This is a genomic window from Paenibacillus sp. O199 (assembly GCF_001636635.1).
Lineage (GTDB): Bacteria > Bacillota > Bacilli > Paenibacillales > Paenibacillaceae > Paenibacillus > Paenibacillus marchantiae.
The window spans coordinates 114,637-140,400 of the sequence record NZ_LGRP01000014.1 but is presented as its reverse complement, the minus strand read 5'-3'; the positions used below and the strand labels follow the sequence as shown (position 1 = coordinate 140,400).

The 25,764-nt window shown below is 44.6% G+C and carries 28 protein-coding genes; all 28 read left to right on the top strand.

The genetic code is table 11. From position 1 onward, the window contains the following. Positions 1–158: 158 nt before the first annotated feature. Complete coding sequence (gene dprA, locus A6049_RS20415) at positions 159–1,289, top strand: DNA-processing protein DprA (protein WP_063566418.1); 1,131 nt, start codon at positions 159–161, stop codon at positions 1,287–1,289. A 120-nt stretch (positions 1,290–1,409) separates the two neighbouring features. Continuing rightward, complete coding sequence (gene topA / locus A6049_RS20410) at positions 1,410–3,500, top strand: type I DNA topoisomerase (protein ID WP_063566417.1); 2,091 nt, start codon at positions 1,410–1,412, stop codon at positions 3,498–3,500. 23 nt (positions 3,501–3,523) lie between these two features. Further along, on the top strand, positions 3,524–4,867 hold the full coding sequence (gene trmFO, locus A6049_RS20405; protein ID WP_481853175.1) for an FADH(2)-oxidizing methylenetetrahydrofolate--tRNA-(uracil(54)-C(5))-methyltransferase TrmFO: 1,344 nt from the start codon (positions 3,524–3,526) through the stop codon (positions 4,865–4,867). A 26-nt stretch (positions 4,868–4,893) separates the two neighbouring features. After that, a complete protein-coding gene (hslV, locus tag A6049_RS20400) occupies positions 4,894–5,436 on the top strand; it encodes an ATP-dependent protease subunit HslV (protein ID WP_024630205.1) in 543 nt (180 codons plus the stop codon). Positions 5,437–5,573: 137 nt separating this feature from the next. After that, a complete protein-coding gene (gene hslU / locus A6049_RS20395) occupies positions 5,574–6,974 on the top strand; it encodes an ATP-dependent protease ATPase subunit HslU (protein WP_063566415.1) in 1,401 nt (466 codons plus the stop codon). A 989-nt stretch (positions 6,975–7,963) separates the two neighbouring features. Then, positions 7,964–8,371 (top strand): flagellar basal body rod protein FlgB, encoded by a 408-nt coding sequence (flgB, locus tag A6049_RS20390; RefSeq protein WP_053783790.1) that lies wholly within the window; start codon positions 7,964–7,966, stop codon positions 8,369–8,371. 5 nt (positions 8,372–8,376) lie between these two features. Further along, positions 8,377–8,829: a flagellar basal body rod protein FlgC gene (gene flgC / locus A6049_RS20385; protein ID WP_063566414.1), complete on the top strand. Its 453-nt coding sequence runs from the start codon at positions 8,377–8,379 to the stop codon at positions 8,827–8,829. A gap of 65 nt (positions 8,830–8,894) precedes the next feature. Next, positions 8,895–9,206 carry a flagellar hook-basal body complex protein FliE gene (fliE, locus tag A6049_RS20380; protein ID WP_024630209.1) on the top strand — a complete coding sequence of 104 codons (312 nt, stop codon included), beginning with the start codon at positions 8,895–8,897 and terminating at the stop codon, positions 9,204–9,206. Between the two features lie 137 nt (positions 9,207–9,343). After that, the gene (gene fliF, locus A6049_RS20375) at positions 9,344–10,927 is read left to right on the top strand and encodes a flagellar basal-body MS-ring/collar protein FliF (RefSeq protein WP_063566413.1); all 1,584 of its coding nucleotides are present in this window, start codon (positions 9,344–9,346) and stop codon (positions 10,925–10,927) included. 11 nt (positions 10,928–10,938) lie between these two features. Continuing rightward, entirely contained in the window at positions 10,939–11,955 is a 1,017-nt protein-coding gene (gene fliG, locus A6049_RS20370) for a flagellar motor switch protein FliG (protein ID WP_063566412.1), read from the top strand. Then, complete coding sequence (locus A6049_RS20365) at positions 11,948–12,808, top strand: FliH/SctL family protein (protein WP_063566411.1); 861 nt, start codon at positions 11,948–11,950, stop codon at positions 12,806–12,808. The genes fliG and A6049_RS20365 overlap by 8 nt, the downstream gene beginning before the upstream one ends. After that, a complete protein-coding gene (fliI, locus tag A6049_RS20360) occupies positions 12,795–14,114 on the top strand; it encodes a flagellar protein export ATPase FliI (protein WP_063566410.1) in 1,320 nt (439 codons plus the stop codon). The genes A6049_RS20365 and fliI overlap by 14 nt, the downstream gene beginning before the upstream one ends. A gap of 11 nt (positions 14,115–14,125) precedes the next feature. After that, on the top strand, positions 14,126–14,578 hold the full coding sequence (gene fliJ / locus A6049_RS20355) for a flagellar export protein FliJ (protein ID WP_063566409.1): 453 nt from the start codon (positions 14,126–14,128) through the stop codon (positions 14,576–14,578). Positions 14,579–14,620: 42 nt separating this feature from the next. Further along, positions 14,621–15,556 carry a MotE family protein gene (locus A6049_RS20350; protein ID WP_063566408.1) on the top strand — a complete coding sequence of 312 codons (936 nt, stop codon included), beginning with the start codon at positions 14,621–14,623 and terminating at the stop codon, positions 15,554–15,556. 42 nt (positions 15,557–15,598) lie between these two features. Beyond that, positions 15,599–16,972 (top strand): flagellar hook-length control protein FliK, encoded by a 1,374-nt coding sequence (locus tag A6049_RS20345; RefSeq protein WP_063566407.1) that lies wholly within the window; start codon positions 15,599–15,601, stop codon positions 16,970–16,972. 19 nt (positions 16,973–16,991) lie between these two features. Next, entirely contained in the window at positions 16,992–17,537 is a 546-nt protein-coding gene (locus A6049_RS20340; protein WP_063566406.1) for a flagellar hook capping FlgD N-terminal domain-containing protein, read from the top strand. Further along, positions 17,534–17,917 (top strand): TIGR02530 family flagellar biosynthesis protein, encoded by a 384-nt coding sequence (locus A6049_RS20335; RefSeq protein WP_063566405.1) that lies wholly within the window; start codon positions 17,534–17,536, stop codon positions 17,915–17,917. The genes A6049_RS20340 and A6049_RS20335 overlap by 4 nt, the downstream gene beginning before the upstream one ends. Before the next feature lie 81 nt (positions 17,918–17,998). Then, positions 17,999–18,817, top strand: coding sequence for a flagellar basal body rod protein FlgG (flgG, locus tag A6049_RS20330; RefSeq protein ID WP_063566404.1), 819 nt, complete (start codon positions 17,999–18,001; stop codon positions 18,815–18,817). A 66-nt stretch (positions 18,818–18,883) separates the two neighbouring features. Next, complete coding sequence (locus tag A6049_RS20325; RefSeq protein ID WP_024630220.1) at positions 18,884–19,105, top strand: flagellar FlbD family protein; 222 nt, start codon at positions 18,884–18,886, stop codon at positions 19,103–19,105. Further along, positions 19,105–19,566 carry a flagellar basal body-associated FliL family protein gene (locus tag A6049_RS20320; protein WP_063566403.1) on the top strand — a complete coding sequence of 154 codons (462 nt, stop codon included), beginning with the start codon at positions 19,105–19,107 and terminating at the stop codon, positions 19,564–19,566. The genes A6049_RS20325 and A6049_RS20320 overlap by 1 nt, the downstream gene beginning before the upstream one ends. A gap of 39 nt (positions 19,567–19,605) precedes the next feature. Next, on the top strand, positions 19,606–20,604 hold the full coding sequence (gene fliM, locus A6049_RS20315; RefSeq protein WP_024630222.1) for a flagellar motor switch protein FliM: 999 nt from the start codon (positions 19,606–19,608) through the stop codon (positions 20,602–20,604). Then, on the top strand, positions 20,594–21,856 hold the full coding sequence (fliY, locus tag A6049_RS20310) for a flagellar motor switch phosphatase FliY (RefSeq protein ID WP_063566402.1): 1,263 nt from the start codon (positions 20,594–20,596) through the stop codon (positions 21,854–21,856). The genes fliM and fliY overlap by 11 nt, the downstream gene beginning before the upstream one ends. Positions 21,857–21,884: 28 nt before the next feature. Further along, positions 21,885–22,250 carry a response regulator gene (locus A6049_RS20305; RefSeq protein ID WP_017689175.1) on the top strand — a complete coding sequence of 122 codons (366 nt, stop codon included), beginning with the start codon at positions 21,885–21,887 and terminating at the stop codon, positions 22,248–22,250. 8 nt (positions 22,251–22,258) lie between these two features. Next, the gene (locus tag A6049_RS20300) at positions 22,259–22,798 is read left to right on the top strand and encodes a flagellar biosynthetic protein FliO (RefSeq protein ID WP_371121409.1); all 540 of its coding nucleotides are present in this window, start codon (positions 22,259–22,261) and stop codon (positions 22,796–22,798) included. Then, entirely contained in the window at positions 22,795–23,550 is a 756-nt protein-coding gene (gene fliP / locus A6049_RS20295; RefSeq protein ID WP_063566400.1) for a flagellar type III secretion system pore protein FliP, read from the top strand. Before A6049_RS20300 ends, fliP begins: the two co-directional genes overlap by 4 nt. A 25-nt stretch (positions 23,551–23,575) precedes the next feature. Next, positions 23,576–23,845 (top strand): flagellar biosynthesis protein FliQ, encoded by a 270-nt coding sequence (gene fliQ, locus A6049_RS20290; protein WP_024630226.1) that lies wholly within the window; start codon positions 23,576–23,578, stop codon positions 23,843–23,845. Between the two features lie 10 nt (positions 23,846–23,855). After that, entirely contained in the window at positions 23,856–24,644 is a 789-nt protein-coding gene (gene fliR, locus A6049_RS20285) for a flagellar biosynthetic protein FliR (protein ID WP_063566399.1), read from the top strand. Between the two features lie 23 nt (positions 24,645–24,667). Further along, positions 24,668–25,750: a flagellar biosynthesis protein FlhB gene (gene flhB, locus A6049_RS20280; protein WP_063566398.1), complete on the top strand. Its 1,083-nt coding sequence runs from the start codon at positions 24,668–24,670 to the stop codon at positions 25,748–25,750. Positions 25,751–25,764 lie beyond the last annotated feature (14 nt).

Here is a 25,764-nt window from a genome sequence, read left to right as displayed (position 1 = left end):
TTTGTCCTGAACAGGGCGAAGGGTTGCTTTTTTGCGTTTTTTTACGGGGTATAAAAGGGAGCTGTTGTCTGCCTGTAAGAGTAAACGCTTGCAATCCGTTGTCACTTAACACACAATATGAGGGAAGATTTTCTTCCCGCTATGGGAGGTTTCTGATTATGGAAGAGAGATGGATTTTGGTTGGACTGCATGAAACGGATGGTATTGGTAAGAAAACAATCTCGAAACTGCTATCAGGACAACATCAATTGACGGATTTTCTAGATTATAAAGAAGGAGATTGGATTGCCGCGGGTTTACGCAAGGATCAGGCTGTGCGTCTAACCAAGCAATTCAATATCGACTGGATTGAGCAGAGACAAGAGGGTGTTTATAAACAGGGAATTGAGATCGTTACCTATCTGGATCAAGACTACCCCATATTAATGAAGGAAACCGTTCAGCCACCCTGGGTAATGTACGGTCGAGGAGATATGAATCTGTTGCACGCTCAATCCATTGCAATGGTAGGAACACGCATGCCTACTGTATACGGACGTAAAATTGGTGAAAAACTGGCAGAGCAACTATGCAAGGCAGGGCTGACCATTGTAAGCGGGCTTGCTAGAGGAATAGATAGTGTGTGCCACGATGCAACTCTTCGTGCAAACGGCAAAACTATTGCGGTATTTGGGACAGGCATTGATAACATCTATCCACCGGAAAATACAAGTCTTGCCGAACGAATTGCCGAAACAGGGCTGCTTTTATCAGAATATCCTCCGGGTACACGTGCGCGTCAGGGATTATTCCCGGAACGTAATCGGATCATTGCAGGGTTAACTCTCGGTACGCTAGTCGTTGAGGCTGATATCCGAAGTGGATCACTCATTACAGCTGATGCTGCACTCGAAGCGGGAAGAGACGTGTTTGCAGTCCCAGGTCCCATTACATCTCCCAAAAGCCGAGGCTCGCACAATCTGATTCGTCAGGGGGCAAAATTGGTGACCTGTGCCACAGATTTATTGGAAGAGTTTCGATTGGACTTGCCAAAAGCGGAGCAACTTCCTTACAATAGAGGACGTTCGGCGGAAAGCAGTGAAACTTCCAATCAAGGAATATTCCCTGTCGTAAAACTATCTTCAGATGAACAACGTGTTATTTATCTGCTAGAGCAGGAAGAGCAATCACTGGATCAACTTGTGGAACAGCTCAACTGGGATTTTGGACATTTGCATTCAGTTCTGTTATCTTTAATCATAAAAAAGCAGATTAGCCAATTACCTGGAACCAAATACGCGAGGGTATGACGATGCTGCGATCAAGGCAGCATGTGAAAATAGATTATTAGCGGAAGTTAGTCCTGCTGCTAATGAATTATGAATCATAAAAACAAGCAGCAGTTTCATGACTGAGAGGAGGATGAACCTATGGCGGATGCACTCGTAATCGTGGAGTCGCCCTCAAAGGCGAAGACGATCGGCAAATATTTAGGCAGCAAGTTCATCGTCAAAGCTTCGATGGGGCATGTACGCGATTTGCCAAAGAGTCAGATCGGCGTTGAGGTAGAGAATGATTTTAATCCGAAATATATTACGATCCGCGGTAAAGGTTCAATTTTGAAAGAACTGAAGGATGCACGAAAGAAAGTGAAAAAAGTGTATCTCGCAGCTGACCCGGATCGCGAAGGTGAGGCTATTGCTTGGCATTTGGCCCATGCACTTGAACTGGATGAAACTGCGGATTGCCGAGTAGTATTTAATGAAATTACGAAACAGGCTGTCAAAGATGCGTTCAAAACGCCGCGTAAGATCAATATGGATCTGGTTAACGCGCAGCAGGCCAGACGTATTCTGGATCGGCTTGTAGGATATAAAATTAGTCCGTTATTATGGAAGAAAGTCAAAAAAGGATTGTCCGCTGGTCGCGTTCAGTCCGTGGCCGTCAAAATCATTTTGGATCGTGAAAATGAAATCAATGATTTTGAACCGGAAGAGTACTGGAGCATTACTGCCAAACTGACTGCGGACGGAAATCCGTTTGAAGCCAAGTTCCATCAGTTGAACGGTACCAAAACCGAACTTGGCAGTGAGGCAGAAGTACAGGCCATTTTAAAACAGATCAAGGGCGCTTCTTTTACAGTCAAAGAAGTTAAAGAGAAGGAACGCAGCCGTAACCCTTCTGCTCCGTTTACAACGAGTTCCTTGCAGCAGGAAGCCGCACGTAAATTGAATTTCAGAGCTTCCAAAACGATGTCTGTCGCCCAACAGCTGTATGAAGGCGTAGACCTCGGAAAAGAAGGCACAGTCGGTCTCATTACGTATATGCGTACGGACTCTACCCGAATTGCAGCATCGGCTCAGGAAGAAGCCAAGGAATACATTATTGGCAAGTATGGTGAGCCATTTGCACCAGAGACGCCTAGAAACTATTCCAAAAAAGCAGCCAATGCTCAAGACGCGCATGAAGCGATTCGTCCAACGTCGATTTTGCGTGATCCGGATTCCATTAAATCGTTTATGAGTCGTGATCAATTCCGGTTGTACAAACTGGTTTGGGAACGTTTTATAGCGAGCCAGATGTCATCTGCCGTTCTGGATACACTCTCCGTGGACATTGCTGCAGGAGATACGATTTTCCGGGCAGCGGGTTCGAAGGTTCGTTTCCAGGGATTCATGAAGGTGTATGTAGAAGGTAACGATGACGGTACAACGGAAGAAGATCGTCTGCTGCCTCCGCTGAAAAATGGAGATGTGCTGGAGAATCGGGAGATCGAGCCGAAACAGCACTTTACACAGCCGCCACCACGTTATACGGAAGCAAGGTTGGTTAAAACACTTGAGGAGCTGGGCATAGGGCGTCCGAGTACATATGCGCCAACGCTGGAGACCATTCAGAAGCGTGGATATGTTGCTATTGAAGAGAAGAAATTCATGCCAACGGAACTGGGCGAACTGGTCATCGAACAGATGGAGGAGTTCTTCCCGGAGATCCTGAATGTGGAGTTTACCGCCAACATGGAAGGTGATCTTGACCATGTGGAAGAAGGGTCGGAGGATTGGGTCAAAGTACTCGCAGAATTCTACGAATCTTTTGAGAAACGGCTTGAATTTGCAGAAGAAGAAATGAAAGAAATCGAGATTGAAGATGAAGTATCGGATGAAATATGTGAGAAGTGCGGCAAACCGCTCGTTTATAAGCTGGGTCGTTTCGGCAAGTTTCTCGCATGTTCCGGATTTCCGGATTGCCGGAATACCAAACCGATCATCAAGGATATCGGTGTAACCTGTCCGAAGTGTAAGGAAGGGCATGTTGTTGAACGCCGCAGTAAAAAGGGACGTATTTTTTATGGTTGCGACAAATATCCTGAATGTGATTTTGTATCATGGGATAGACCGTCAGCGAAACCATGTCCAAGTTGTGGATCACTAATGATTGAGAAACGGAACAAACAGGGAACACGATTACAGTGTACTTCATGTGATCATCAAGAGCCGGTAGAGGAACCGGAAGAAGATTGAGCGGATTAGCTTAATGGGGGTAAATGATTTTGACGAATGAACAACAAGTAATCGTTATCGGTGCCGGGTTGGCAGGAACAGAAGCAGCTTGGCAGATCGCAAGTCGCGGTGTACGCGTAAAACTATACGAGATGAGACCGGTTGTGAAAACACCGGCTCACCATACAGATAAATTTGCAGAACTGGTATGCAGCAACTCGCTTCGTGCGAATGGGTTGACTAACGCAGTTGGTGTATTGAAGGAAGAAATGAGAATGCTTAATTCTCTGGTATTGGGTGCAGCAGACCGTCATGCTGTTCCAGCAGGTGGAGCACTTGCTGTGGACCGGGACGGATTCTCAGGCGAGATCACATCTACACTTCATCAGCATCCACTCATCGAAGTAGTTAATGAAGAGCTGACTTCTTTGCCGGAAGACGGAATCGTTGTTGTTGCAACGGGGCCTTTGACTTCACCAGCATTGTCAGAGCAAATCAAGGCTCTTATGGGTGAAGAATACTTCTACTTCTATGATGCGGCTGCGCCAATTATCGAAAAAGATTCCATTGATATGAATAAAGTTTATCTGGCTTCACGTTACGACAAAGGCGAAGCAGCGTACTTGAACTGTCCGATGACAGAAGAGGAATTCGATGTATTCTATGAAGCGTTAATCACAGCGGAAGTTGCTCAACTGAAAGAGTTTGAGAAAGAAATTTACTTCGAAGGCTGTATGCCAATTGAAGTCATGATGAAACGTGGTAAACAAACGGCTTTGTTTGGTCCGATGAAACCTGTAGGACTCGTCAATCCGCATACTGGAGAACTGCCTCATGCTGTTGTTCAGCTTAGACAGGACAATGCAGCAGGAACGCTGTACAATCTGGTCGGATTCCAGACGCATCTGAAGTGGGGAGAACAAAAGCGTGTCTTTTCTTTGATCCCTGGACTTGAAAATGCGGAATTCGTCCGTTATGGCGTTATGCATCGTAATACATTTATCAATTCTCCCAAACTGCTTCGTCCAACGTATCAGTTCAAAGAGCGTCCGAACCTGTTCTTTGCAGGTCAAATGACGGGAGTAGAAGGTTACGTAGAATCTGCGGCATCCGGTTTGATCGCGGGTATGAATGCAGCCAAAGCAGCGCTTGGACAGGAACTGGTGGTATTGCCGGTGGAGACCACGCTGGGCAGTATGGCACAATATATTACAACAGCTGATTTCAAACACTTCCAGCCAATGAACGCAAACTTTGGATTGCTGCCGAAGCTGGAAACTAAAATACGCAACAAAAAGGAAAAGAATGAAGCACTTGCGCAGCGTGCACTGGACGGCATTGCCCGTTTTGCAGCAGCAGAAGGTCTAACCGTTCCGGAACGCGTGTAAATTAATCGTGGGAGGAGGCTGATATCATGGATATGTCATTTCATGCTACAACGATCTGTGCAGTTCGTCATAATGGCAAAGCAGCCATTGCCGGTGATGGTCAGGTGACCATGGGGCAAAGTGTTGTGATGAAAAATACAGCCAAAAAGGTTAGACGTTTGTATCGTGGACAGGTTGTCGCCGGTTTTGCCGGTTCCGTGGCGGATGCCATTACCTTGTTTGAGAAATTCGAAGGCAAGCTGGAGGAACATCATGGTAATCTGCAGCGTGCAGCGGTAGAACTTGCCAAGGATTGGCGCCAGGATCGGATTTTGCGCAAACTGGAAGCACTCCTTATTGTTATGGATAAGACAGGTATGCTGCTGATTTCTGGTGGTGGCGAAATAATCGAGCCGGATGATGATGTTATCGCTATTGGCTCGGGAGGAAACTTCGCGTTATCTGCTGCGCGTGCGTTAAAACGTCATGCAGTGGATCTGGAAGCAAAAGACATTGCTCGTGAATCACTCCAGATTGCTTCAGAGTTATGCGTATATACCAACAATAATATAATTGTTGAAGAGTTGTAAGAAAAGCAATCTCCCGTGATGGGGCATGATGATTAAATCGGCTCCAGTTACTTCGTGGAGATTCTTTGTTCTTGTAGGTAAGTTTATAACGTTCTATCTCATAAACAAGGTTCACATACTGGTAGGAGGGAAGCTATATGGATACTCAAGCGTTAACGCCAAGACAAATCGTTGCAGAGCTTGATAAGTACATTGTAGGTCAAAAACAGGCTAAAAAATCGGTAGCGGTCGCCCTTCGCAATCGTTATCGCCGTAGCCTTTTGCCCGAAAATACCCAAGATGATATTGTACCTAAAAATATTCTGATGATTGGACCTACTGGTGTTGGTAAAACAGAGATTGCACGCCGACTGGCTAAGTTGGTAGGAGCTCCATTCGTAAAGGTGGAAGCTACGAAGTTCACAGAAGTGGGCTATGTTGGCCGTGATGTGGAATCTATGATTCGTGATCTGATTGAAACATCGCTGCGGATGGTCAAGCTGGAACGCACAGAAAAGGTTAAGGACAAAGCGGAAGAGGCTGCCAATGAGCGGATCGTACATATTTTGGCCCCTTCACAATCCAAATCCAAAAATCAGCGGAATCCGTTCGAAATGATTTTTGGCAATAATGGCAACAACACGCCAGAAACCGATGAGCAGGAACCGGATACGGGAGTAGCTGAACGGCGACGTAAAATCAAATTTGATTTGTTATCTGGCAAGCTGGAAGATGACGTTATCGAGATTGATGTGGAAGATACCACGCCAAACATGATGGACATGTTCGCTGGTCAAGGAAATGATCAGATGGGGATGAACATGCAGGAGATGTTTGGTAGTTTATTGCCACGTCGTACCAAAAAACGTAAACTGGCGATTAAGGAAGCTCGTAAAGTATTGATTCAGGAAGAAGCGGGCAAGTTGATTGATATGGATGATGTTACTCAGGAGTCCATTCGCAGGGCGGAACAGACAGGTATCATATTCATTGACGAAATTGATAAAGTTGCCAGTCAGGGACGCGGCAGCGGCCCCGATGTATCCCGTGAAGGTGTACAGCGTGACATTCTGCCAATCGTGGAAGGATCTACGGTAATGACGAAGTATGGCCCTGTCAAAACGGATTATATCCTGTTTATGGCAGCTGGTGCTTTTCACGTAGCCAAACCCTCGGATCTTATTCCAGAGCTCCAGGGGCGTTTCCCGATCCGGGTGGAACTGAACAGCCTGACGCTTGATGAATTTGTATCAATCCTTACGGAACCTAAAAATGCGTTAACCAAGCAGTATGTGGATTTGCTGCGTACAGAGAATATTGAGATTGAATTCTCGGATGATGCCATTCGTGAAATTGCCAAGCTGGCTGAGAACGTGAATCAGAATACGGAAAATATCGGTGCACGGCGTTTGCATACTATTCTGGAGAAACTTCTTGAGGATCTGTCTTTTGAAGCGCCAGAACTTACGCTGGAGCGTATGGTAATCACTCCGGAATATGTACGTGAGAAATTGAATGACATTGCACTTGATCGTGATTTAAGTCAATATATCTTGTAACACAGGTGTAGAGCTCTGTTCATGGTGTGATTGTAGGTTGGATGACGGTATACAATGGATGAATAAAGATCGAACAACTGCACGGAAATAGGATATTTGGTCCTGGTTCTGACTGTAGAAGACTTTATTCGATCCAGATGTATGCCGTTTATTTTTGTTTTATCCTAATATAATGCCGTATCGCAACCGATAAAAAAGATGGAGTTGTATAAGATGAAAGATAATCTAGGACTTGTGCCGCAGAGATAATGTAATTAAACCCTAAAGACGTGCTGACAACACATATTTGATAATTCTATAAATTCCAATAAAAGGATTTTGTTTTTCCAAGTCTGGTTATCGGTTTAATCAGAAGCTTGAGAAATATTTGCATAAATGCGCAAAAAGTGAATGAGATGGTATTGCGGATGTGACATAATATTCTTGTGAAATTTAAATAAGCTTGCTCTGTTTAAATGTTAAAAAAGTGTTTTAGATATTAAGCTGAAACAAATAATTCGAAACGGTTATTTTGTCAATTAGCAATTTCATAGAATAGAAAAGTTTCTAAGGGAAATTATAAAAAAGCTTATTATATCGGTAAATTTTTCTAATAGGAAATCGTTTGAAGCTTTACGATGGATTCCTTGTTTGTATTATTATGATGTACTGAATCGTATAGAAGCATAGTATAAATTTTAAGAATGTTTAAGAGCTCATATCGAGCACTTAAGCTTATTTTTGTTTTGGGCCCCAACATTTACGAAAAAATTCATAATTTGCAGAAAATACACAAAAAGCTCTGTCTTTCAGAAAAGATAGGGCTTTTTTCTTATTGTAATATATCCCAATCTCGAAGAAACTTATGTTATACGACAACATCAGAGTTAATTCTACTTAAGTCCTAGAAAACCGTGTAAAAGCGAATGTTTTTTGTCGAAAAAACATAAGCATCCTGACGGAAAAAGATTGAATCTATTTCCATAATTTCTAAAGAGAGGAGGGCGATTATGAATCTTTTGAATGATATTAGTTTTCAAAGGTTACAAGGTGCACTCGATGCCTCCAACATTAGACAACGAACAATTGCTGACAATATTGCGAATGCGGACACCCCGTATTTCAAGCGTTCGGACGTTGCTTTTGAAGAAATGCTGCAGGAACAAATGAATGGAGACATGCCTGTTCTTAAAGGAAAAGTAACGGATTCAAGGCATTTTGTCATAGGTCCTTCCTCTTCCATACCTACACCAGTAGTTAATATGGACCAGTCAACATCCATGAATAACAACCAGAACAACGTCGATGTAGACAAAGAAATGAGTCTTCTGGCGGAGAACCAGCTGCGTTACAACGCTTATATTCAGCAAGTGAATGAACAGATCAAAATGATGCGTGTTGGAGTCGAAGGGAGATAACTTAGGTGAACATCAGTAACAGTTTCAGTATTAGTGCATCGGCTCTAACGGCTCAGCGTTTGCGAATGGACGTTATATCTTCCAACATTGCCAACGCGGAGACGACGCGCGCGAGTGTAACCAACGGCGAGGCAGTTCCTTACAAGCGCAAGATGGTTGTGCTTGAACCCAACAAAACTTCTTTCAACAGCTTGCTTCAAAATCAGATGAAAAGCAGTGGGTCTGGAGAGGGAGTTAGAGTATCGGAGATTCGTGAAGATCAGTCACCTCTGAAACCGGTCTACGACCCTACACATCCGGATGCCAACGCTGAGGGGTATGTGTACATGCCTAACGTGGATATCGCGAAAGAAATGGTGGACATGATCTCGGCTTCACGCTCATATGAAGCAAACGTCACAGCTTTGAACTCAACCAAAGCAATGATATCCAAAGCACTGGAGATTGGAAGAGCCTAGTTAACGGCTTAAAGGTGGAAAAATTCCATAAAACCTAAGAACAGAAATGAAAGGGAGGGACATTAATGATTCAGAACAACATGTTTAGCACACAGGGGATTCAACCGCTTCAGATGCAAAGTACGGCACAAAGTAAACCATCTACGCCAGCCGAAACCATTCAGAGCTTCGGTACATACCTACAGGATGCGCTAGGGTCTGTAGCTGCACAGGAGACCCAAGCACATGAAATGTCAAACCAATTCCTGGTTGGAAAAGTGAACGTTGATCAGGTGATGATCGCTTCTGAACAGGCCCTGCTGAGTCTTCAACTTACGACTCAAGTCCGAAACAAAGTAGTCGAAGCATATCAGGAGATTATGCGTACGCAATTGTAAATTGGCTTAAATGCGCTTCGACAACAGCGCTGATTACTACAACAAGCAGCTGCGATGCTGCTCCTGACCGTTAAACTTTAGAACCTATAGAGATTGCGGAGGGACAGACCAAGCAAAGTTTCGGATGGGGTGACAGAGTGAATGAGAGAATTGCCCAATACAGGGATAAAGCATCCCAGTATTGGAATAGTTTTAGCAAAAAGCAAAAAGTATTATTTATTTCCACATTCCTGTTTTTAATTTTGGCTGCAGTTGTACTAACCATGCAATTGTCAAAGACGGAATATGAAGTTGCTTTCACGGATTTGAATGCAAGTGACTCTGCAGGCGTCATTAGTTATCTTGATTCCTCCAGTATTCCATACAAATTAAGTGCAGACGGTAAGACCATATCTGTACCGAGCACGGATGTTGCTATTGCAAAAGTGAATATCGGATCACAAGGAATTATTCAGAATGGTTCATTAGGATATAAGTCATTTGAGGAGTCATCATCTCCAATCGGGATGACGGATAAAGAGTTCGATGTGAAGTATAACAACGCATTGAACGGAGAAGTGGAGCAGTTGCTTCAACGGATGCAAGGCATACAGGATGCTAAAGTACTGGTCAATATGCCAAAAGATAATATCTTTGCTGGCCTAGAAGAGCAGGATAAAGCATCAGCATCAGTGGCCCTGCAGTTTAAACCGGGTTATCACCCCAATCAGGCTGCGGTAGATGGATATTTTAATTTGGTCAAAACAGCCATTCCCAATCTACCTATAGAAAACATAACGATTACGAACACGGATGAAGCGGAACTGATTCCTACGGCCCGAGGTGGTAGCGGGGGATTATCTTCTGAAGTCCAAGAAAACATGGCGTTACAGAAGAAATTCGAAAATGATGTTCGCAATAATGTGAAACAATTTCTTTCGCAGATTGTGGGTGACGAGAACGTCAATGTTCTGGTTGCTTCCAAGCTTAATTTTGACAAGGAAACACGGAAAGAAAACCTGGTTGAACCGGTCGATGTAGATAATATGAAAGGCATCGAGATTAGTGTGCAAGAGATTCAAAAGAGTTACACTGGGGCAAGCAATCCGACAGGCGGTGTTGCTGGCACAGGTCAAGAGGAAGTTCCGGGTTATCCATCATCGGATGCATCAGGCAACTCAACCTCGGAAGAAACATCCAGCACCAAAAACTACGATGTCAACCGAATTGTTAAAGATATCGTTTCTAGTCCATATACTGTAAAAGATTTAACCATTAACGTTGCGGTTGAACCACCGGCAGGACAAACAGAATTACAAGCTCCGGTTCAGGATGCAATTGAAAATATTTTGGTTAACATTGTTCGTGCATCATTGGCGGACTCAGGCACTGTAATAAGTGACGCAGACTTGGCCAAAAAAGTTTCGGTAATGTCTCAAGGTTTCCAGACTGCTGCGGCAACAAATACAGGCTTCAAGCTTTCCACCGGAATGATGTGGGGCATAGGAGCACTGGTGGCAGCATTGATTGCAACGGTTGTTATTTTGTTAGTGCGCCGTCGTCGCAGACAAAACGAAATAGAAGAAGAGGACATTCCTCTTCCAGTAGCAACAGAGTTTCCGTCCATTACGTTGGACAGTGTAACGAACGAAAGTCAAGTGCGCAAACAATTGGAGAGTTTGGCCAAGAAAAAGCCAGACGAATTCGTCAATCTGCTGCGTACGTGGCTGGCTGACGAATAGAGGTGAACGCATTGGCGAAGGCAAGCAGTCAAGGTCTGACTGGAAGACAAAAAGCAGCAATTTTGTTGATTACATTAGGTCCGGAAGTATCCGCGCAAATCTTCAAACATTTGCGGGACGAGGAAATCGAACAACTGACGTTGGAAATTGCCAATGTTCGCAAAGTGGATGCTTCTGAAAAAGATATGATTATGTCTGAGTTTCACCAGATCTGTCTGGCACAGGAATATATCTCTCAGGGCGGTATTACGTACGCGAGAGAAATTCTGGAGAAAGCACTCGGGTCGCAAAAAGCACTTGAAGTTATTAACCGTTTAACGGCTACGCTGCAAGTTAGACCCTTTGACTTTGCGCGTAAGGCGGATCCGAATCAAATATTGAACTTCATTCAGAACGAAAGCCCGCAAACGATTGCTCTGGTATTATCGTATCTGCAATTTGAGCAGGCAGCAGCAATCTTGTCCTCGTTACCACAAGAGAAGCAAGCCGATGTAGCACGCAGAGTTGCTGTTATGGACAGTACGTCTCCAGAAGTCATTTCTCAAGTGGAACGGGTGCTCGAACAGAAATTATCTTCTACTGTTACGCAGGATTATACAAATGCGGGTGGTATCGAATCCATCGTTCAGATTTTGAACGGCGTCGACCGTGGTACGGAACGTACTATTCTCGACTCGTTGGAAATTCAAGATCCGGAACTTGCAGAAGAAATCAAAAAACGCATGTTTGTATTCGAAGATATCGTCAATGTGGACGATCGTTCGATCCAGCGTATTATCCGGGATATCGACAACGCAGATTTGCAGTTGGCACTCAAAGTGGCAAGCGAAGAAGTACGGGATGCTATATTCCGAAATATGTCGAAAAGGATGTCCGAGACATTCAAGGAAGAAATGGAATTCATGGGACCCGTTCGGTTGCGTGATGTTGAGGAAGCTCAGACCCGTATCGTAGGAACGATCCGTAGATTGGAAGAAGCTGGTGAGATCATTATCGCTCGCGGTGGAGGAGATGATATCATTGTCTAATTTGATTAAATCTTTCCAGTATGTACCGGTTGATGACCGCAAACGACTCGAAAATCATCATCATTATGGTGGACTGGAGTCTGATGCGGAGTTAGATGGTGAACGTGCTGAAGGTTCTGAAGCTGAGATGCTTCAGGCACGCGTGGACGAAGAAACACAACGTCTTACCGCGGAGATGCTGGAGGATGCCAAGGAGTTTGCAGAAAAGCAGGTACGTGATGCTTCGGAGGAAGCGGAGCGATTGCTTCAAGAAGCCCGTGAACAGATAGATAGCTGGTGGCAGGAGCAGCGTCAGCAGGATGAACATCTGACTGAAGCGCTTCGTTCACAAGGTTTCCAGCAGGGTTTTGAAGAAGGCAAAGTACAGGCTGAACTGGATCTCCAGGTGAAGATCGAAGAGATGATGAAGGAAGCACGCGGGGTGCTTGAAGAAGCTTACATTGCCAAAGATCAGATTATTCAGGAAGCAGAGCCTTTCCTTGTGGATCTCGCCTGTGGTATCGCTGAGAAGGTGATTGACAAACAACTTTCGGTTGAACCAGAACACACGCTTGAACTAATTCGTCAGAGTTTGTCTCGCAAACGTGAACAGGGGATGATCACCTTATGTGTGGCACCTGATCAATTTACTTTTGTGCAGGCTGCACGTGAAGAGTTGGCTATGGCAATTGACTCTCAGGCAGAATTGCAGATTTTGCCTGATGCTACGGTAAAAGATAAGGGTTGTGTTATACGGTCGTCGTTTGGAAGCGTAGATGCCAGAATTGATACCCAGCTCGCTGAAATTAAAAAAGATCTGATCCGCATAGCACTTGAGGATGAGGGGCGAAAAAATCAACATGAAGATTCTTAGCTCACAGCGATACATGGAACATCTTAAGCAATTTGATCCCGTTCGCATTAACGGTAAGGTCACTCAGGTCATTGGTCTTATGGTTGAGTCGGAAGGTCCGGATGCCAGCATTGGTGATGTATGTTACATCTACCCTGGAAAATCTGCCAAGCCACTTCAGGCAGAGGTTGTCGGGTTTCGGGATAACAAAGTTTTGCTCATGCCACTTGGTGAACTTCAATCCATTGGTCCTGGGTGTGATGTGGTCGGAACGGGTAAACCACTTGGGGTTCAGGTTGGATCAGAATTGCTTGGTAAAGTGTTAGATGGATTGGGACAACCTTTGGACGGTTCCTTGTTACCCTCCAGAATGCCGATGTACTCCACATCCAATACGCCAGTGAATCCGATGGACCGACCACGGGTACTCGAAACGATGAGTGTAGGTGTGAGAGCCATTGACGGTCTGTTGACGGTTGGCAAAGGACAGAGGGTCGGCATATTTGCCGGATCGGGTGTTGGTAAAAGTACGCTTATGGGCATGATCGCCCGCAATACAGCAGCAGACGTCAATGTAATTGCTTTGATAGGCGAGCGAGGCCGTGAGGTTCGTGACTTTATTGAACGGGATCTGGGTCCGGAAGGACTGGAACGATCTGTCGTTATTGTCGCTACCTCTGATCAACCTGCTCTGATTCGAATCAAGGGCGCGGTCATCGCAACTACGATTGCGGAGTATTTCAGAGACAGAGGCATGAATGTCATGTTGATGATGGACTCCGTTACACGTTATGCCATGGCACAGAGGGAAGTGGGACTTGCCGTGGGAGAACCTCCTGCAATGAGAGGATACACTCCTTCTGTTTTTGCGAGTTTACCCAAGTTGCTTGAGCGAGCGGGGACTGGACCCACAGGTTCGATTACTGCTTTTTACACCGTCCTTGTCGACGGGGATGATATGAACGAACCGATTGCAGATGCGGTAAGAGGTATATTGGATGGTCATATTGTACTGAATCGGTCCATCGCAAACAAAGGTCATTTCCCTGCCATTGATGTACTTGCAAGCATTAGCCGGGTTATGAAGGATATTGCTCCTGAAGAGCAGCTGGAAGCCGTTAATAATATGAAGAGACTGATGGCTGTGTACAAGGAATCAGAGGATTTAATTAACATTGGTGCTTATCAAAGAGGTTCAAATGCTGCCATTGATGAATCGATAGACCAGATTGATAGCATCTGGAATTTTACAAGGCAGAAAGTCGATGAAAAAGTAACGTTGAGTGAAGTGCAGGAACGTTTGATTCTTGAATTTGCAAGGAGATGAATGGGTAAACGATGAAATTTCGATATCATTTCCAGAAGGTTGTTGACCTGAAAAGCAATGAAAAAACGCAAGCGGAGTGGATGTTATCCACAGCGATCGGGAAACTTCAGACTGAGGAAGAGCATCTTTTACAACTATTGAATGATAAAAAGGAATTGATTGATGTCATTCAATTCGCTACGGAAAGTACGGCTTCCGTATCCAGCTTGCAGGAGATGCAGCGGTATGTCCATCACCTTGACGAGTGCATTTCACGCAAAAGTAGTGATGTCAGACATGCTGAGGTCAATGTGCAACGGAATCAGACGTTTCTGAACGGCAAAATGATGGACGAAAAAGTATGGCTTGGGGCGAGAGACAAGGCCAAAATCAAATTTCAGCAGGAGATGCTCCTCCGGGAACAGAACGATCTGGACGAGATGGCTACTGTACGCTTCGCTGCCAAAGCCGGACGCGCGAATTGATGTGGCCGGACGCGAAGTTGTCTCGTGAAGGAGGAAAGAACAATGGCTGTTAAAGACACAGATATGGAAAAAGAGTCGAGCGGCGGTTGGGAAAAGTTTCTGATGATTTCAATCCCAATTGTGTTCACTGTGGTTTTGTTGGGTGTTTTGCTCACTCTATTTAATGTAGATATTCGCAACAACCTGCTTGGAGTAGCTAACAAAATTCCTATCGTAAAGGACTGGGTGCCTGATCCTGTGCTAGATCCGGAGAAAAAGAAACTGGAGAAGAGCGAGCAGCAGGTCGAGAGTGCAGAAGCGACAATAGATAAGCTGAAGGCACAAGTAAGCGAGAAAGAGACAGAGCTCAAAGCAGCGAAGGATGCCACGACGACAGAGGCGAAAAAAGCAAGTGATCTGCAAAAGAAATTGGATGATGCGGAAAAAACTGCTGAAACCGCTGTGCAGAATCCAGAGACCGAGTCTGATTATCAGAAACAAATTAAAGATTTGGCGAAGATGTATGCGGACATGAGTCCTAGTAAGGCCGCGCCGATTTTGCAAAATATGACGAATGAAGAGATGGTTTTGCTTCTGAATGCGATGCAATCGGCTGCACGAACTAAGGTGCTGGAAAAGATGGACCCAAAAACAGCGGCTGATGTCACGATGATGATGAAGGATGCGAAACCATCCGGTGATCTTGCCCTGGACGCACTGCAATCCCGCTTAAAGAAAGAGACTGCAACTACATCTACAGCATCTACGACTAACTCCAAAAATTTGGATAAAAATCAGCTTAGTCAAACGTTTGCTTCCATGTCGGCCTCTAGTGGAGCCAAGCTGTTACTCGAAACTTATAAGCTGAGTCCGGACAAAACCTTGACCATTTTAAATTCTGTAGATGATGCTACACGGTCTCAATTGCTTGAAAATATGTCGACTGAAAATTCAGTTGAAACTGCAAAAATATTAAATAAATTAATGGGTAACAAGTAAGAGTAGTAGCGTCTGTTTATTAAGGAGAGGAGGTGAAAACAAATGTCGATTGTATATCAAATGACATCCACATCATCCGCCAAGACAACAGGAGCAGCTCAGACAGCTGGAACTGGTTCCAAAGGTGCAACTGCTGGTAGCGGTGATTTTCTACAAACTCTTGCCCAATCATTGAATGGTGGTGCAACGGGGGAGAATAGCTCGGCTGCAGCAGGGAGCTTAACAGCGAATCCGCTTATGTTTACCTTTGCAGCTAGTGAAGATGGAGAACAAACATCGATCACCGATATCTTGAGTTCGTTATTCGCAGATTTGGATTCGCTAGATGAAGCTTTGGAAAATGATCCGTCACTACTAGGGGATTTACAAAGTCTGATTCAGCAGATGTATGCTCAATTAGATGCTAATCCTGGTACTCAAGCCGAAGGTTCTGATGAGCCTACAAGTGAAGCGGGTAATGCAGCATCAGCAATTGATCTGGCGGAACATCCAGCAGCAGTGCGCTTTGTATTACAGGATGTACTCACACAGTTAATTGCGAGTATGAATGAGCCTGATAGTACTGTTATCAAGAACGCTCCAGAATTTAAGCACCTGCTTCAATCTCTTCAAAATCAGTTGCAAGATGCTGGCGTTGACACCAGTCTTAACAAAGGGTGGACTGAACTTAAATCCATTCTGGATACATTAGCAGTGGCTAAGGATCAGTCTGTGCAAGTGGCTCCAACAAATCAAACGTCCAAGCAAGACTCAGTGGCATCACAAGTTCTTGTTGCGGCCGCTTCAAATACTGGACCTAAAGTTTCAGTTGAAACGGATTCAGCACCTACAGCGAATGAAGTAGGAGAAGTGGACCATTCAAGTATTATTACGGCAGGAGAGTTGTCCTTACGTTCATCAGGTACATCAGCGGGTAAACCGGCTGAACCTGTCATGCAAGCATCCCAGTTTGCAAAAGAGATGACACAATTTGTTGTGAACAAGCTGGATATCGTGCAGCAAAAGGGTTTTTCAGAGGCAACTATCTCACTACGTCCGGAGCATCTAGGTAAGCTGGATGTACAAATTACTTTGCAAAACGGACAATTGGTTGCACGGTTTATGACTGAGCATACGATGGCGAAAGACATGCTGGAACAGCAAATGATGCAACTGCGTAGCTCGCTTCAAGCTCAAGGCATTCAAGTGGAACGACTTGAAGTTACTCAGAACAGCTCACTTGGTTCACAAATGTACCAGGATGGGGGACGCCAGCCAGGAAGCAATTCTCAGCAGCAACGTCGCTCACGCGAACGTGAAGAACAATCGGATGATGCTGTAACTACAGCAACTCTCCAGGAAGAATTGCGCAACTGGCGTAGTGAACATGAGGAAGGCAACGACCTGCGGAGAGACACGTTTACAGCAGAAGCTTAAATAGAAATGAGGTGAAAATATGGCTAATGAAGCGATTTCTACCAATAATACCTGGCCTAACTATTCGGCAGCGAATAAAGCTACAACAAGCGCTGCAACAAAAGAGCTGGGCAAGGATCAGTTTCTTAAAATATTGATCACTCAGCTACAAAATCAGGATCCGATGCAGCCAATGGAAGATAAGGAATTTATCGCTCAGATGGCTCAGTTCAGTTCGGTAGAACAACTGGTGAATATCTCGTCTCAGCTCAAGACTTTGAATCAGTCTCTTGGGACAGTGTCTGGCATGATTGGCCGCGAGATCAGTTGGCTTTCTTCTAATAAAGAGGATAACGGAACACTCCGTCAAGGTATTGTGGATTCTATTATCGTACGAGATGGTGTTCAGTACGCAAAAGTGGGCAAAGACGAAATTAAGCTGGATGAAATTATTCAGGTAACCAATCCAACACAGGCTGAGGAAAATGAAAATCCTGTTCAGAACGCTGAAGATTCAGCTGAAACGAACGAAACCAATGAACAAGAACCATCAGCACAGCCTGAAGATAACGGAAACACGTTATGAGTGATCGGATAACAGTAGGCCAACTGTATACAGGTCCAATTACACCGAATTTGCATAATCGCTCCAAAGCAGGAGAAACGTCTAATGTACCTGAACGCCCTTTTGCACAGGTATTGGAAGACAACCTCCTGAAATTGAGTAATCATGCTGCCAAAAGGTTGGAACAGCGCGGTATTGAACTCAAGACTGAGCAGATGCAGCAGATTGGAACTGCACTGGATAAGGCTGCTGCCAAAGGAGCCAAGGAATCCTTGATTTTGATGAAAGATATGGCTTTTATCGTTAATGTCAAAAATCGTACTGTCGTTACAGCCATGGATAGTGAAAGCATGAAGGATAATGTATTCACCCAGATTGATAGTGCTGTAATCATTTCTTGACCGGCTGGCCCTTCTCGGGAGCCGGAATGCCGCTGACCGACTGACGCGGTAACCAAATTAAGGCTGGGAGGATTTTTAAAAATGTTGAAATCAATGTACTCAGGCGTTTCCGGGATGCGGGGTTTTCAAACGAAACTTGATGTTATCGGTAATAATATTGCGAACGTGAATACGGTTGGTTTTAAAGGTAGCCGTGTCATGTTCAAAGATATTATGAGTCAGACCACAGCAGGGGTGACTGCACCGACGGATACTCCAACAGGTGGTGTGAATGCGAAGCAAATCGGTTTGGGTGTCTCTGTAGGGTCTATTGACACATTGCATCTTGCAGGAAGTCCTATGACAACAAACAATCCAACAGATTTGCGCATTAATGGAGATGGCTTCTTTCTGGTTGCGATGGCGGAGGATCAGGAAGTTCCATTCCTAACTCGTGCTGGTGATTTTCACGTAGATGCGGATCGTAATCTGGTTACATCTGACGGCCTCTTTGTTTTAGACAGTGAAGGTGCACCAATCACAATTGCTGATGATGTCGTTTCCTTTACAATCGGCCAGAACGGTATGATTAACCAGACCATGGCTGATGGAACAATCGAAAGTGAAACTCAGCTGGGGATTGGGAAAGTGGTCAACCCTGAAGGTCTAGAAAAAATAGGGGGTAACCTTTACCGGATGACTGCCAATGCCAATCCTGACGGCGCACTTGTTTCTTTAACAGCAAATGATGCTGAGAATGGAACAGGCTCCATTATTGCAGGGCAACTTGAGATGTCCAATGTGGATCTAACTGGTGAATTCACAGAAATGATCGTGGCTCAGCGTGGATTCCAGGCGAATTCACGGATTATTACAACGTCCGATGAAGTGCTTCAAGAAGTTGTTAACCTGAAACGTTAATAACTGATTAGTAATTTTTAATGCGTGGGGGAGCCTGCTCCTCCACTCTGATCGAGGGGGCTTAGCATGATTTCGGTTACGCGGTTAAATGGTTCTCCCATGTGGTTAAATGCGCTGATGGTTGAAATTGTCGAAGAGACACCAGACACGTATATTACTCTGGTAACCGGAAAGAGACTTATTGTGCTTGAGAAGGCCGATGAGGTTATTTCCAAAATTAAAGATTACAACCGTGAAATCGGGGTTCAGGCAGCCACTATTAAAGTGCAGCAAACGGAGGAGTCCTGATGAAAAAGATGTTGCCATGGCTTGCAACAAGCTTGCTAGCTATAACACTCATTGTGGTGGTTGTGTTTGTATTTATGCAAGGACAGAACGGGAATAAGAATGATACACATACGGCAGCCGCTGCTGCAGAGAAGAAGATGACTGCGGATGAGATTGTTGCAGTTTCCTCAGAGCTTGGAGAAATTAAAACCAATTTGGCTGATATAGACCATATTGTAGTTGTAAGTTTTTCTTTCAAATTGTCCGACAAAAAGGCTAAAGAAGATTTTGAGAAAATCAAGGAAATCACGGTGAAGCCTATTATCATCCAGACTTTTGCGGATACCAAGTCGGATGAGCTGGCTACAGCAAAAGGTCGCATTCAATTTAATAAAAAATTGACCGAGCTTATTAATGAAGCTTTGCCAGAAGGTAAGCTGGCCAGCACTAGTTTTTCTGCTTTTGTGATGGCGCCAATGTAATGAACAGGACACGCTGTAAATCTGTAAGGGGGTGAGAACATGGTGGATGTATTATCACAAAATGAGATTGACGCCCTATTAGCTGCCCTTTCCTCTGGTGAGATGGATGCCGAGGAATTGAAAAAGGAAGAAACTCAAAAGAAAATTAGATCGTACGATTTTAAGCGGGCGGTTCGTTTTTCCAAAGATCATATTCGAAGCTTGACCCGTATTCACGAAAACTTTGCACGCTTTCTCACCACTTATTTTTCAGCCCAACTGCGGACGTTCGTTCAGATCAATGTCGTTCAGGTTGAACAGTTGCCTTATGACGAGTTTATCCGTTCTATTCCGAAGATGACGATATTGAACATATTTGAGGCGGAGCCATTACAGGGACGGATGGTGATGGAGGTTCATCCCAACGTGGGTTATGCAATGCTGGATCGTCTGCTTGGCGGAACAGGAAATGCACCGACAAAGATCGCATCGATGACGGAAATTGAGACGACGATTATGGAGCGGATTTTCAGCCGTGCGTTTGAGAGTTTGCAGGAAGCATGGAAGACGGTGTTGGATATTTCTCCAAGGATGGAAGCGCTGGAGACCAATCCGCAATTTATGCAGATTGTATCTCCCAATGAGACCATTGCTTTGATCTCACTGAGTACCAAAATCGGTGACACCACAGGCATGATCAATTTGTGTATCCCGCATGTCGTTCTTGAACCTATTATGTCCCGGTTGTCGACTCATCAGTGGTTTGTTTCGGAGAAAAAGACGAGAGCTCCGGAAGAATATGATGCTCTCAAAGAGCGTGTGAACAAAGCCAAATTACCCGTTGTTGCGGAGTTGGGAGAATCCAGAATTTCGATTGCTGAATTTTTGGGTCTGTCGGTTGGCGATGTCATTACGTTGAACAAACCCGTTGATGAGGGATTGTCCATTAAAGTTGGAGACAGGCTGAAGTACATGGGTAGCCCGGGAACGATCAAGGATCGTGTGGCTGTGCAAATAGACAAGATTGTCACCGAAGGAGTTGAAGAATTTGACGAGTAAGGATTATTTATCCCAAGAAGAAATCGATGCTTTGCTCAGACAATCGGAATCGATGAACAGTTCGGAACCGGCTGAGAAAACAGTTGATGATTTTTTGACCGAGCTGGAACAGGATGCCTTGGGGGAAATTGGTAACATTACTTTTGGTAGTGCGGCGACAGCTTTGTCCACGCTATTGGGCCTAAAAGTAGATATTACAACACCTAAGGTGTCCATCATCAGTCGGACACAGTTTGATGAAGCCTTTCCTAAACCTCACGTTGCAGTACATGTGAATTATGTGGATGGATTTGAAGGGATCAACTCGCTAGTCATCAAAAAACGGGATGCTCAAGTCATAGCTGATCTGATGCTTGGCGGCGAAGGAAATCCGGTTGATGAAGAACTAAATGAAATCCATATCAGTGCAGTACAGGAAGCGATGAATCAGATGATGGGTTCGTCTGCTACTTCCATGTCCACAATCTTTAACCGTTTCGTGAATATTTCTCCTCCGGGAATTGATATTCTCAATATGGAAAGTGGTGAGGGAGTCAGCAATCTTCCAGAAGATGAGACGTTGATCCAGGTATCATTCCGTCTGTTGATTGGTGACCTGATTGATTCCAATCTTATGCAGCTGCTTCCAGTGCATTTTGCCAAAGAAATGGTAGAGATGTTGATTGGAGGGGCTCAAGAGTCTACTGCTAGTGCACCAGTTGCGTCTACTCCAGAGCCAGTACCGGCAGCAGTACCGGTTGCCCCTGAGCAACCTCCGGTTCAGCAACAGGTACCGCCACAGGCACAACAGCCGCCTGTTCAAGATTATAATGGCTATGGACAGGCTCCAATGGGGATGCCGCAAGGAATGCCGCCACAGCAGCCGTATGGCATGCCTCCGCAGCAACCTTATGGTGTACCGCAGCATTACGGCGGTGTGCCGAATAGGAATGTAAACGTACAACCGGTTCAATTCGCCAATTTGCAAAATGGGGCGTTCGGCCAGGTAGACGAAAACAATTTGAATTTATTGATGGACATTCCCCTTAAAGTCACCGTAGAATTAGGAAGGACCCAGAAGCAAATTAAGGATATTTTAGAACTGTCACAAGGTTCAATTGTCGAGCTGGACAAGCTGGCCGGTGAACCTGTCGATATTTTGGTGAATAACAAGTTGATTGCCAAAGGTGAGGTTGTCGTAATTGACGAAAACTTTGGTGTTCGTGTTATAGATATCGTAAGCCAATGGGACCGAATTCAGAAATTACAATAAGCACAATTTAGGGAGGACTTGAATCAAGATGGCAAACCGAATTTTAGTCGTGGACGACGCTGCATTTATGAGAATGATGATCCGGGACATTTTGTCCAAAAACGGATACGAGGTCGTTGGCGAAGCACAGGATGGATCACAAGCAATTGAGAAGTTTAAGGAGCTTCGTCCTGATCTGATCACAATGGATATTACCATGCCTGAGATGGATGGTATTGCAGCTTTGAAAGAAATTAAAAAAATTGATGCTAACGCAAAAGTGATTATGTGCTCTGCGATGGGTCAACAAGCGATGGTTATTGATGCAATCCAAGCTGGAGCTAAAGATTTCATCGTGAAACCGTTCCAATCTGACCGCGTTATCGAAGCAATCAGCAAAACGCTGGGCGTTTAAGAGACATGATGATGGCTCAGGATAAGATTCCAGATGATGTGGGCACGGGAGTCAATTATTATTTTCAGCTTGTATGGGTGATTGTTGTCCTGGCCGTCATTCTGGTTCTTATAGTCTATCTGATTCGTTTTCTGAACAAACGGAATCAGCGATGGTTCCGGAACGGCACAATTCGTATTTTGGGTGGGGTCGGACTGGGACCAAACAAGTCGCTGCAAATTATAGAAATTGGCGGTAGTGTTTATCTACTCGGTGTGGGTGATGACATACAGCTGGTGGATAAGGTTTCGGATCTTGAAGAGGCACAGCGAATCATTGATTCATTTGAACGGGATGCTTCAGCTCAACAGGGAAGCCTTTCGCCTCTCATTGCAAAGCTGGCAGCCCGCTTGCGCAAAGATGAACCGCCACGGGAAATGGAACTCGAGGATACAACCTCTTTTCACGAACTGTTTGAATCTAAACTTCGGCAGATGCCTAACCGTAAAGAGAAGATGGAGAAGGTCCTGGAAGAAGACAATACTACAGATCGGTCGAGGGATTCATGAAGAAAAAGATTTGGTTGGCGTGTTTTTTCATAGGACTCATCAGTCTGGCCTCGGTCACTGTTGCCTTTGCCGAACCGATTCCGAATATTGATATTCAAATTGGTAACGGGGATGGGGGTACACCAAGTACGAGTTCACTGTCCATTATCCTGTTGATCACAGTACTTAGTATCGCACCAGCCTTGCTGGTACTGATGACCAGTTTTACACGGATTGTTATCGTTCTCGGTTTTGTGCGGACATCCTTGGGTACGCAGCAAATGCCACCCAATCAGGTGCTGGTCGGTTTAGCACTTTTTCTGACACTTTTCATCATGTCACCGACGTTGTCGTCCATCAATCAGGTAGCGCTTCAGCCCTATCTCAAGGGAGACATCACACAAACCGAAGCGTTGGAAAAAGCTGCGGATCCCATGAAGAAGTTTATGTTCTCCCACACTAGGGAGAAAGACCTATTGCTGTTTATGAAGTACAATCAAACCGAAAAGCCAAGCACATACCAGGATATTCCGATTACTGTGATGGTACCGGCATATGCAATCAGTGAGTTGAAGACAGCATTCCAGATGGGATTCATGATCTTTATTCCATTCTTGGTTATAGACATTGTAGTTGCGAGTACACTCATGGCTATGGGGATGATGATGCTTCCACCTGTCATGATCTCATTACCTTTCAAAATACTGTTATTTGTACTTGTCGATGGCTGGTATCTGGTCGTGAAGTCACTGTTGCTGAGTTTTAACACTTGAGCCGGCATATTAAAGGAGGACGGTCATGACTTCGGAGTTTATTATCGGTCTGGCCGGGAAAGCGGTCTATACTTCACTGCTGGCCAGCGCACCCATGCTTATTCTAGCTCTGGTTGTAGGACTCATTATCAGTGTGTTTCAGGCAACCACTCAAATTCAGGAGCAAACCCTGGCCTTTGTGCCTAAAATCATTGCTGTACTTCTGGCAGTACTTTTGTTTGGTCCTTGGATATTGAATATACTGGTCGATTTCACGTATAACATTCTCGATAATTTATACAGATACATAGGGTAGGCTGTTGCAGATGGAGACATTGTTGCAAAGTTTTCCTGTCGCTCTGCTTATGTTTTGTCGAATAGCATCATTTTTTGTAACTGCGCCGGTCTTCTCGGCTCGGAATGTGCCGAATTCTCTTAAAATTGGTTTATCGGCATTCGTAACCTTTACGGTGTATATGGTATACGGCATAGACCAGGTTGTACCTACAGATCTGAGTTATATCCTGCTGGTTATCCGAGAGATATTGATTGGCTTGCTCTTAGGCTTTGTTGCTTATCTGTTAATGACGGCTATACAGACCGCAGGAACCTTTATTGATCTTCAGATTGGTTTTGGTATGGCCAACGTATATGATCCAATGACAGGCGCTTCTGCACCACTTACAGGTAACTTCAAATATGCTTTTGCGGTATTGCTCTTTCTGACAATGAACGGACATCATTATCTGCTCGATGCCATTGTATACAGTTATCGCTGGATTCCGTTGTCGAATGTATTCTTTCTACGATTGGCAGATGGAAGTATTGCTGAATTTTTGGTGCGTACCTTAGGTCAATCATTTATGTTGGCTTTTCAGATGTCTGCGCCGATTGTAGTTGCTCTGTTTTTGACAGATGTAGGATTGGGATTCTTGGCGAAGACGGCTCCTCAATTTAACGTATTTGCCGTCGGAATGCCACTGAAAGTACTCGTAGGGCTTGCTATTTTGCTTTTGCTGGTTCCCAGTTTTGCCTTTGTGTTTAGTCAATTGTTCGAAGTAATGTTCAGATCCATGGAAAACTTGCTTGGGACCATTGGACAGAGGCCGGGCTGAGTGAAACGGAGGACAAGATTCGAATGAAATATCAACTCGACCTCCAGATGTTTGCGGGGGAAAAAACAGAGAAGGCTACCCCGAAAAAAAGACAGGATACGCGGAAAAAAGGACAGGTTGTCAAAAGTATGGAGCTGTCCGGCGCATCCATTCTCCTATTCACGTTTTTGATCATGATGATGTTCAGTAACTTTTATAAAGAACGAATAGTTCGACTGTTTACGGACATCTTCATAAATCGACTCAGTATGGAGATCACCGGGGAGAATGTTGTCGCTCTGATGATGCGATATGGTATCGAGATAATGCTGTTGCTTGCTCCTGCTTTGCTAGGTGCGGTACTTGTTGCGTTAATCGTTAATTACATGCAGGTTGGTTTTCTTCTTGTAGGGGAAGGTTTGAAGCCAAAACTTGAGAAGTTGGATCCGATCAAAGGGTTCAAAAATATTTTTTCTCTCCGCTCTTTGGTGGAATTCGCTAAATCGATTCTAAAAATGTCAATTATCGGTTTTCTCGTTTACAGTACAATCACAAGTTACCAATCAGATATTGCTTCACTATCACATTTTTCACTGGATGCTATTCTTCATTTTGCTGCTTCGATTACCTTAAACTTGGGAATTAAAATTGCCGTAGCACTCCTGGTACTTGCAGTATTCGATTACATGTATCAGAAGTATGATTATGAGAAAAACATTCGGATGTCCAAGCAAGACATCAAGGACGAATACAAAAAAATGGAAGGTGACCCACTGATCAAGGGGAAAATCAGGGAGCGTCAGCGTCGTATGGCTGTTCAGCGTATGATGCAGGAGGTTCCCAAAGCGGATGTAATAATCACCAACCCGACTCACTTTGCCGTTGCGCTTAAGTATGAAGGCTCGGAGATGGAAGCGCCGCAGATAATAGCCAAAGGTCAGGACTACGTTGCCTTGCGTATTAAAGAAATTGCCAAAGAGCACGGTGTCATTACTATGGAAAACAAGCCGCTGGCACGGGCATTGTTCCAGAGAGCCGAGATTGGTGACGCCATACCGGCTGATTTGTTTCAAGCGGTAGCCGAAGTGCTGGCTTATGTATATAAATTAAAGGGCAGAACGAAATAACAAGGGATCGGAGG

What these genes read in the sequence shown, in the direction of transcription:
- dprA (WP_063566418.1), top strand. Translation starts at nt 159, where the DNA reads ATGGAAGAGAGATGGATTTTGGTTGGACTGCATGAAACGGATGGTATT.
- topA (WP_063566417.1), top strand. Translation starts at nt 1,410, where the DNA reads ATGGCGGATGCACTCGTAATCGTGGAGTCGCCCTCAAAGGCGAAGACG.
- trmFO (WP_481853175.1), top strand. Translation starts at nt 3,524, where the DNA reads ATGATTTTGACGAATGAACAACAAGTAATCGTTATCGGTGCCGGGTTG.
- hslV (WP_024630205.1), top strand. Translation starts at nt 4,894, where the DNA reads ATGGATATGTCATTTCATGCTACAACGATCTGTGCAGTTCGTCATAAT.
- hslU (WP_063566415.1), top strand. Translation starts at nt 5,574, where the DNA reads ATGGATACTCAAGCGTTAACGCCAAGACAAATCGTTGCAGAGCTTGAT.
- flgB (WP_053783790.1), top strand. Translation starts at nt 7,964, where the DNA reads ATGAATCTTTTGAATGATATTAGTTTTCAAAGGTTACAAGGTGCACTC.
- fliE (WP_024630209.1), top strand. Translation starts at nt 8,895, where the DNA reads ATGATTCAGAACAACATGTTTAGCACACAGGGGATTCAACCGCTTCAG.
- fliI (WP_063566410.1), top strand. Translation starts at nt 12,795, where the DNA reads ATGAAGATTCTTAGCTCACAGCGATACATGGAACATCTTAAGCAATTT.
- fliJ (WP_063566409.1), top strand. Translation starts at nt 14,126, where the DNA reads ATGAAATTTCGATATCATTTCCAGAAGGTTGTTGACCTGAAAAGCAAT.
- A6049_RS20350 (WP_063566408.1), top strand. Translation starts at nt 14,621, where the DNA reads ATGGCTGTTAAAGACACAGATATGGAAAAAGAGTCGAGCGGCGGTTGG.
- A6049_RS20345 (WP_063566407.1), top strand. Translation starts at nt 15,599, where the DNA reads ATGTCGATTGTATATCAAATGACATCCACATCATCCGCCAAGACAACA.
- A6049_RS20340 (WP_063566406.1), top strand. Translation starts at nt 16,992, where the DNA reads ATGGCTAATGAAGCGATTTCTACCAATAATACCTGGCCTAACTATTCG.
- A6049_RS20335 (WP_063566405.1), top strand. Translation starts at nt 17,534, where the DNA reads ATGAGTGATCGGATAACAGTAGGCCAACTGTATACAGGTCCAATTACA.
- flgG (WP_063566404.1), top strand. Translation starts at nt 17,999, where the DNA reads ATGTTGAAATCAATGTACTCAGGCGTTTCCGGGATGCGGGGTTTTCAA.
- A6049_RS20325 (WP_024630220.1), top strand. Translation starts at nt 18,884, where the DNA reads ATGATTTCGGTTACGCGGTTAAATGGTTCTCCCATGTGGTTAAATGCG.
- A6049_RS20320 (WP_063566403.1), top strand. Translation starts at nt 19,105, where the DNA reads ATGAAAAAGATGTTGCCATGGCTTGCAACAAGCTTGCTAGCTATAACA.
- fliM (WP_024630222.1), top strand. Translation starts at nt 19,606, where the DNA reads ATGGTGGATGTATTATCACAAAATGAGATTGACGCCCTATTAGCTGCC.
- A6049_RS20305 (WP_017689175.1), top strand. Translation starts at nt 21,885, where the DNA reads ATGGCAAACCGAATTTTAGTCGTGGACGACGCTGCATTTATGAGAATG.
- A6049_RS20300 (WP_371121409.1), top strand. Translation starts at nt 22,259, where the DNA reads ATGATGGCTCAGGATAAGATTCCAGATGATGTGGGCACGGGAGTCAAT.
- fliP (WP_063566400.1), top strand. Translation starts at nt 22,795, where the DNA reads ATGAAGAAAAAGATTTGGTTGGCGTGTTTTTTCATAGGACTCATCAGT.
- fliQ (WP_024630226.1), top strand. Translation starts at nt 23,576, where the DNA reads ATGACTTCGGAGTTTATTATCGGTCTGGCCGGGAAAGCGGTCTATACT.
- fliR (WP_063566399.1), top strand. Translation starts at nt 23,856, where the DNA reads ATGGAGACATTGTTGCAAAGTTTTCCTGTCGCTCTGCTTATGTTTTGT.
- flhB (WP_063566398.1), top strand. Translation starts at nt 24,668, where the DNA reads ATGAAATATCAACTCGACCTCCAGATGTTTGCGGGGGAAAAAACAGAG.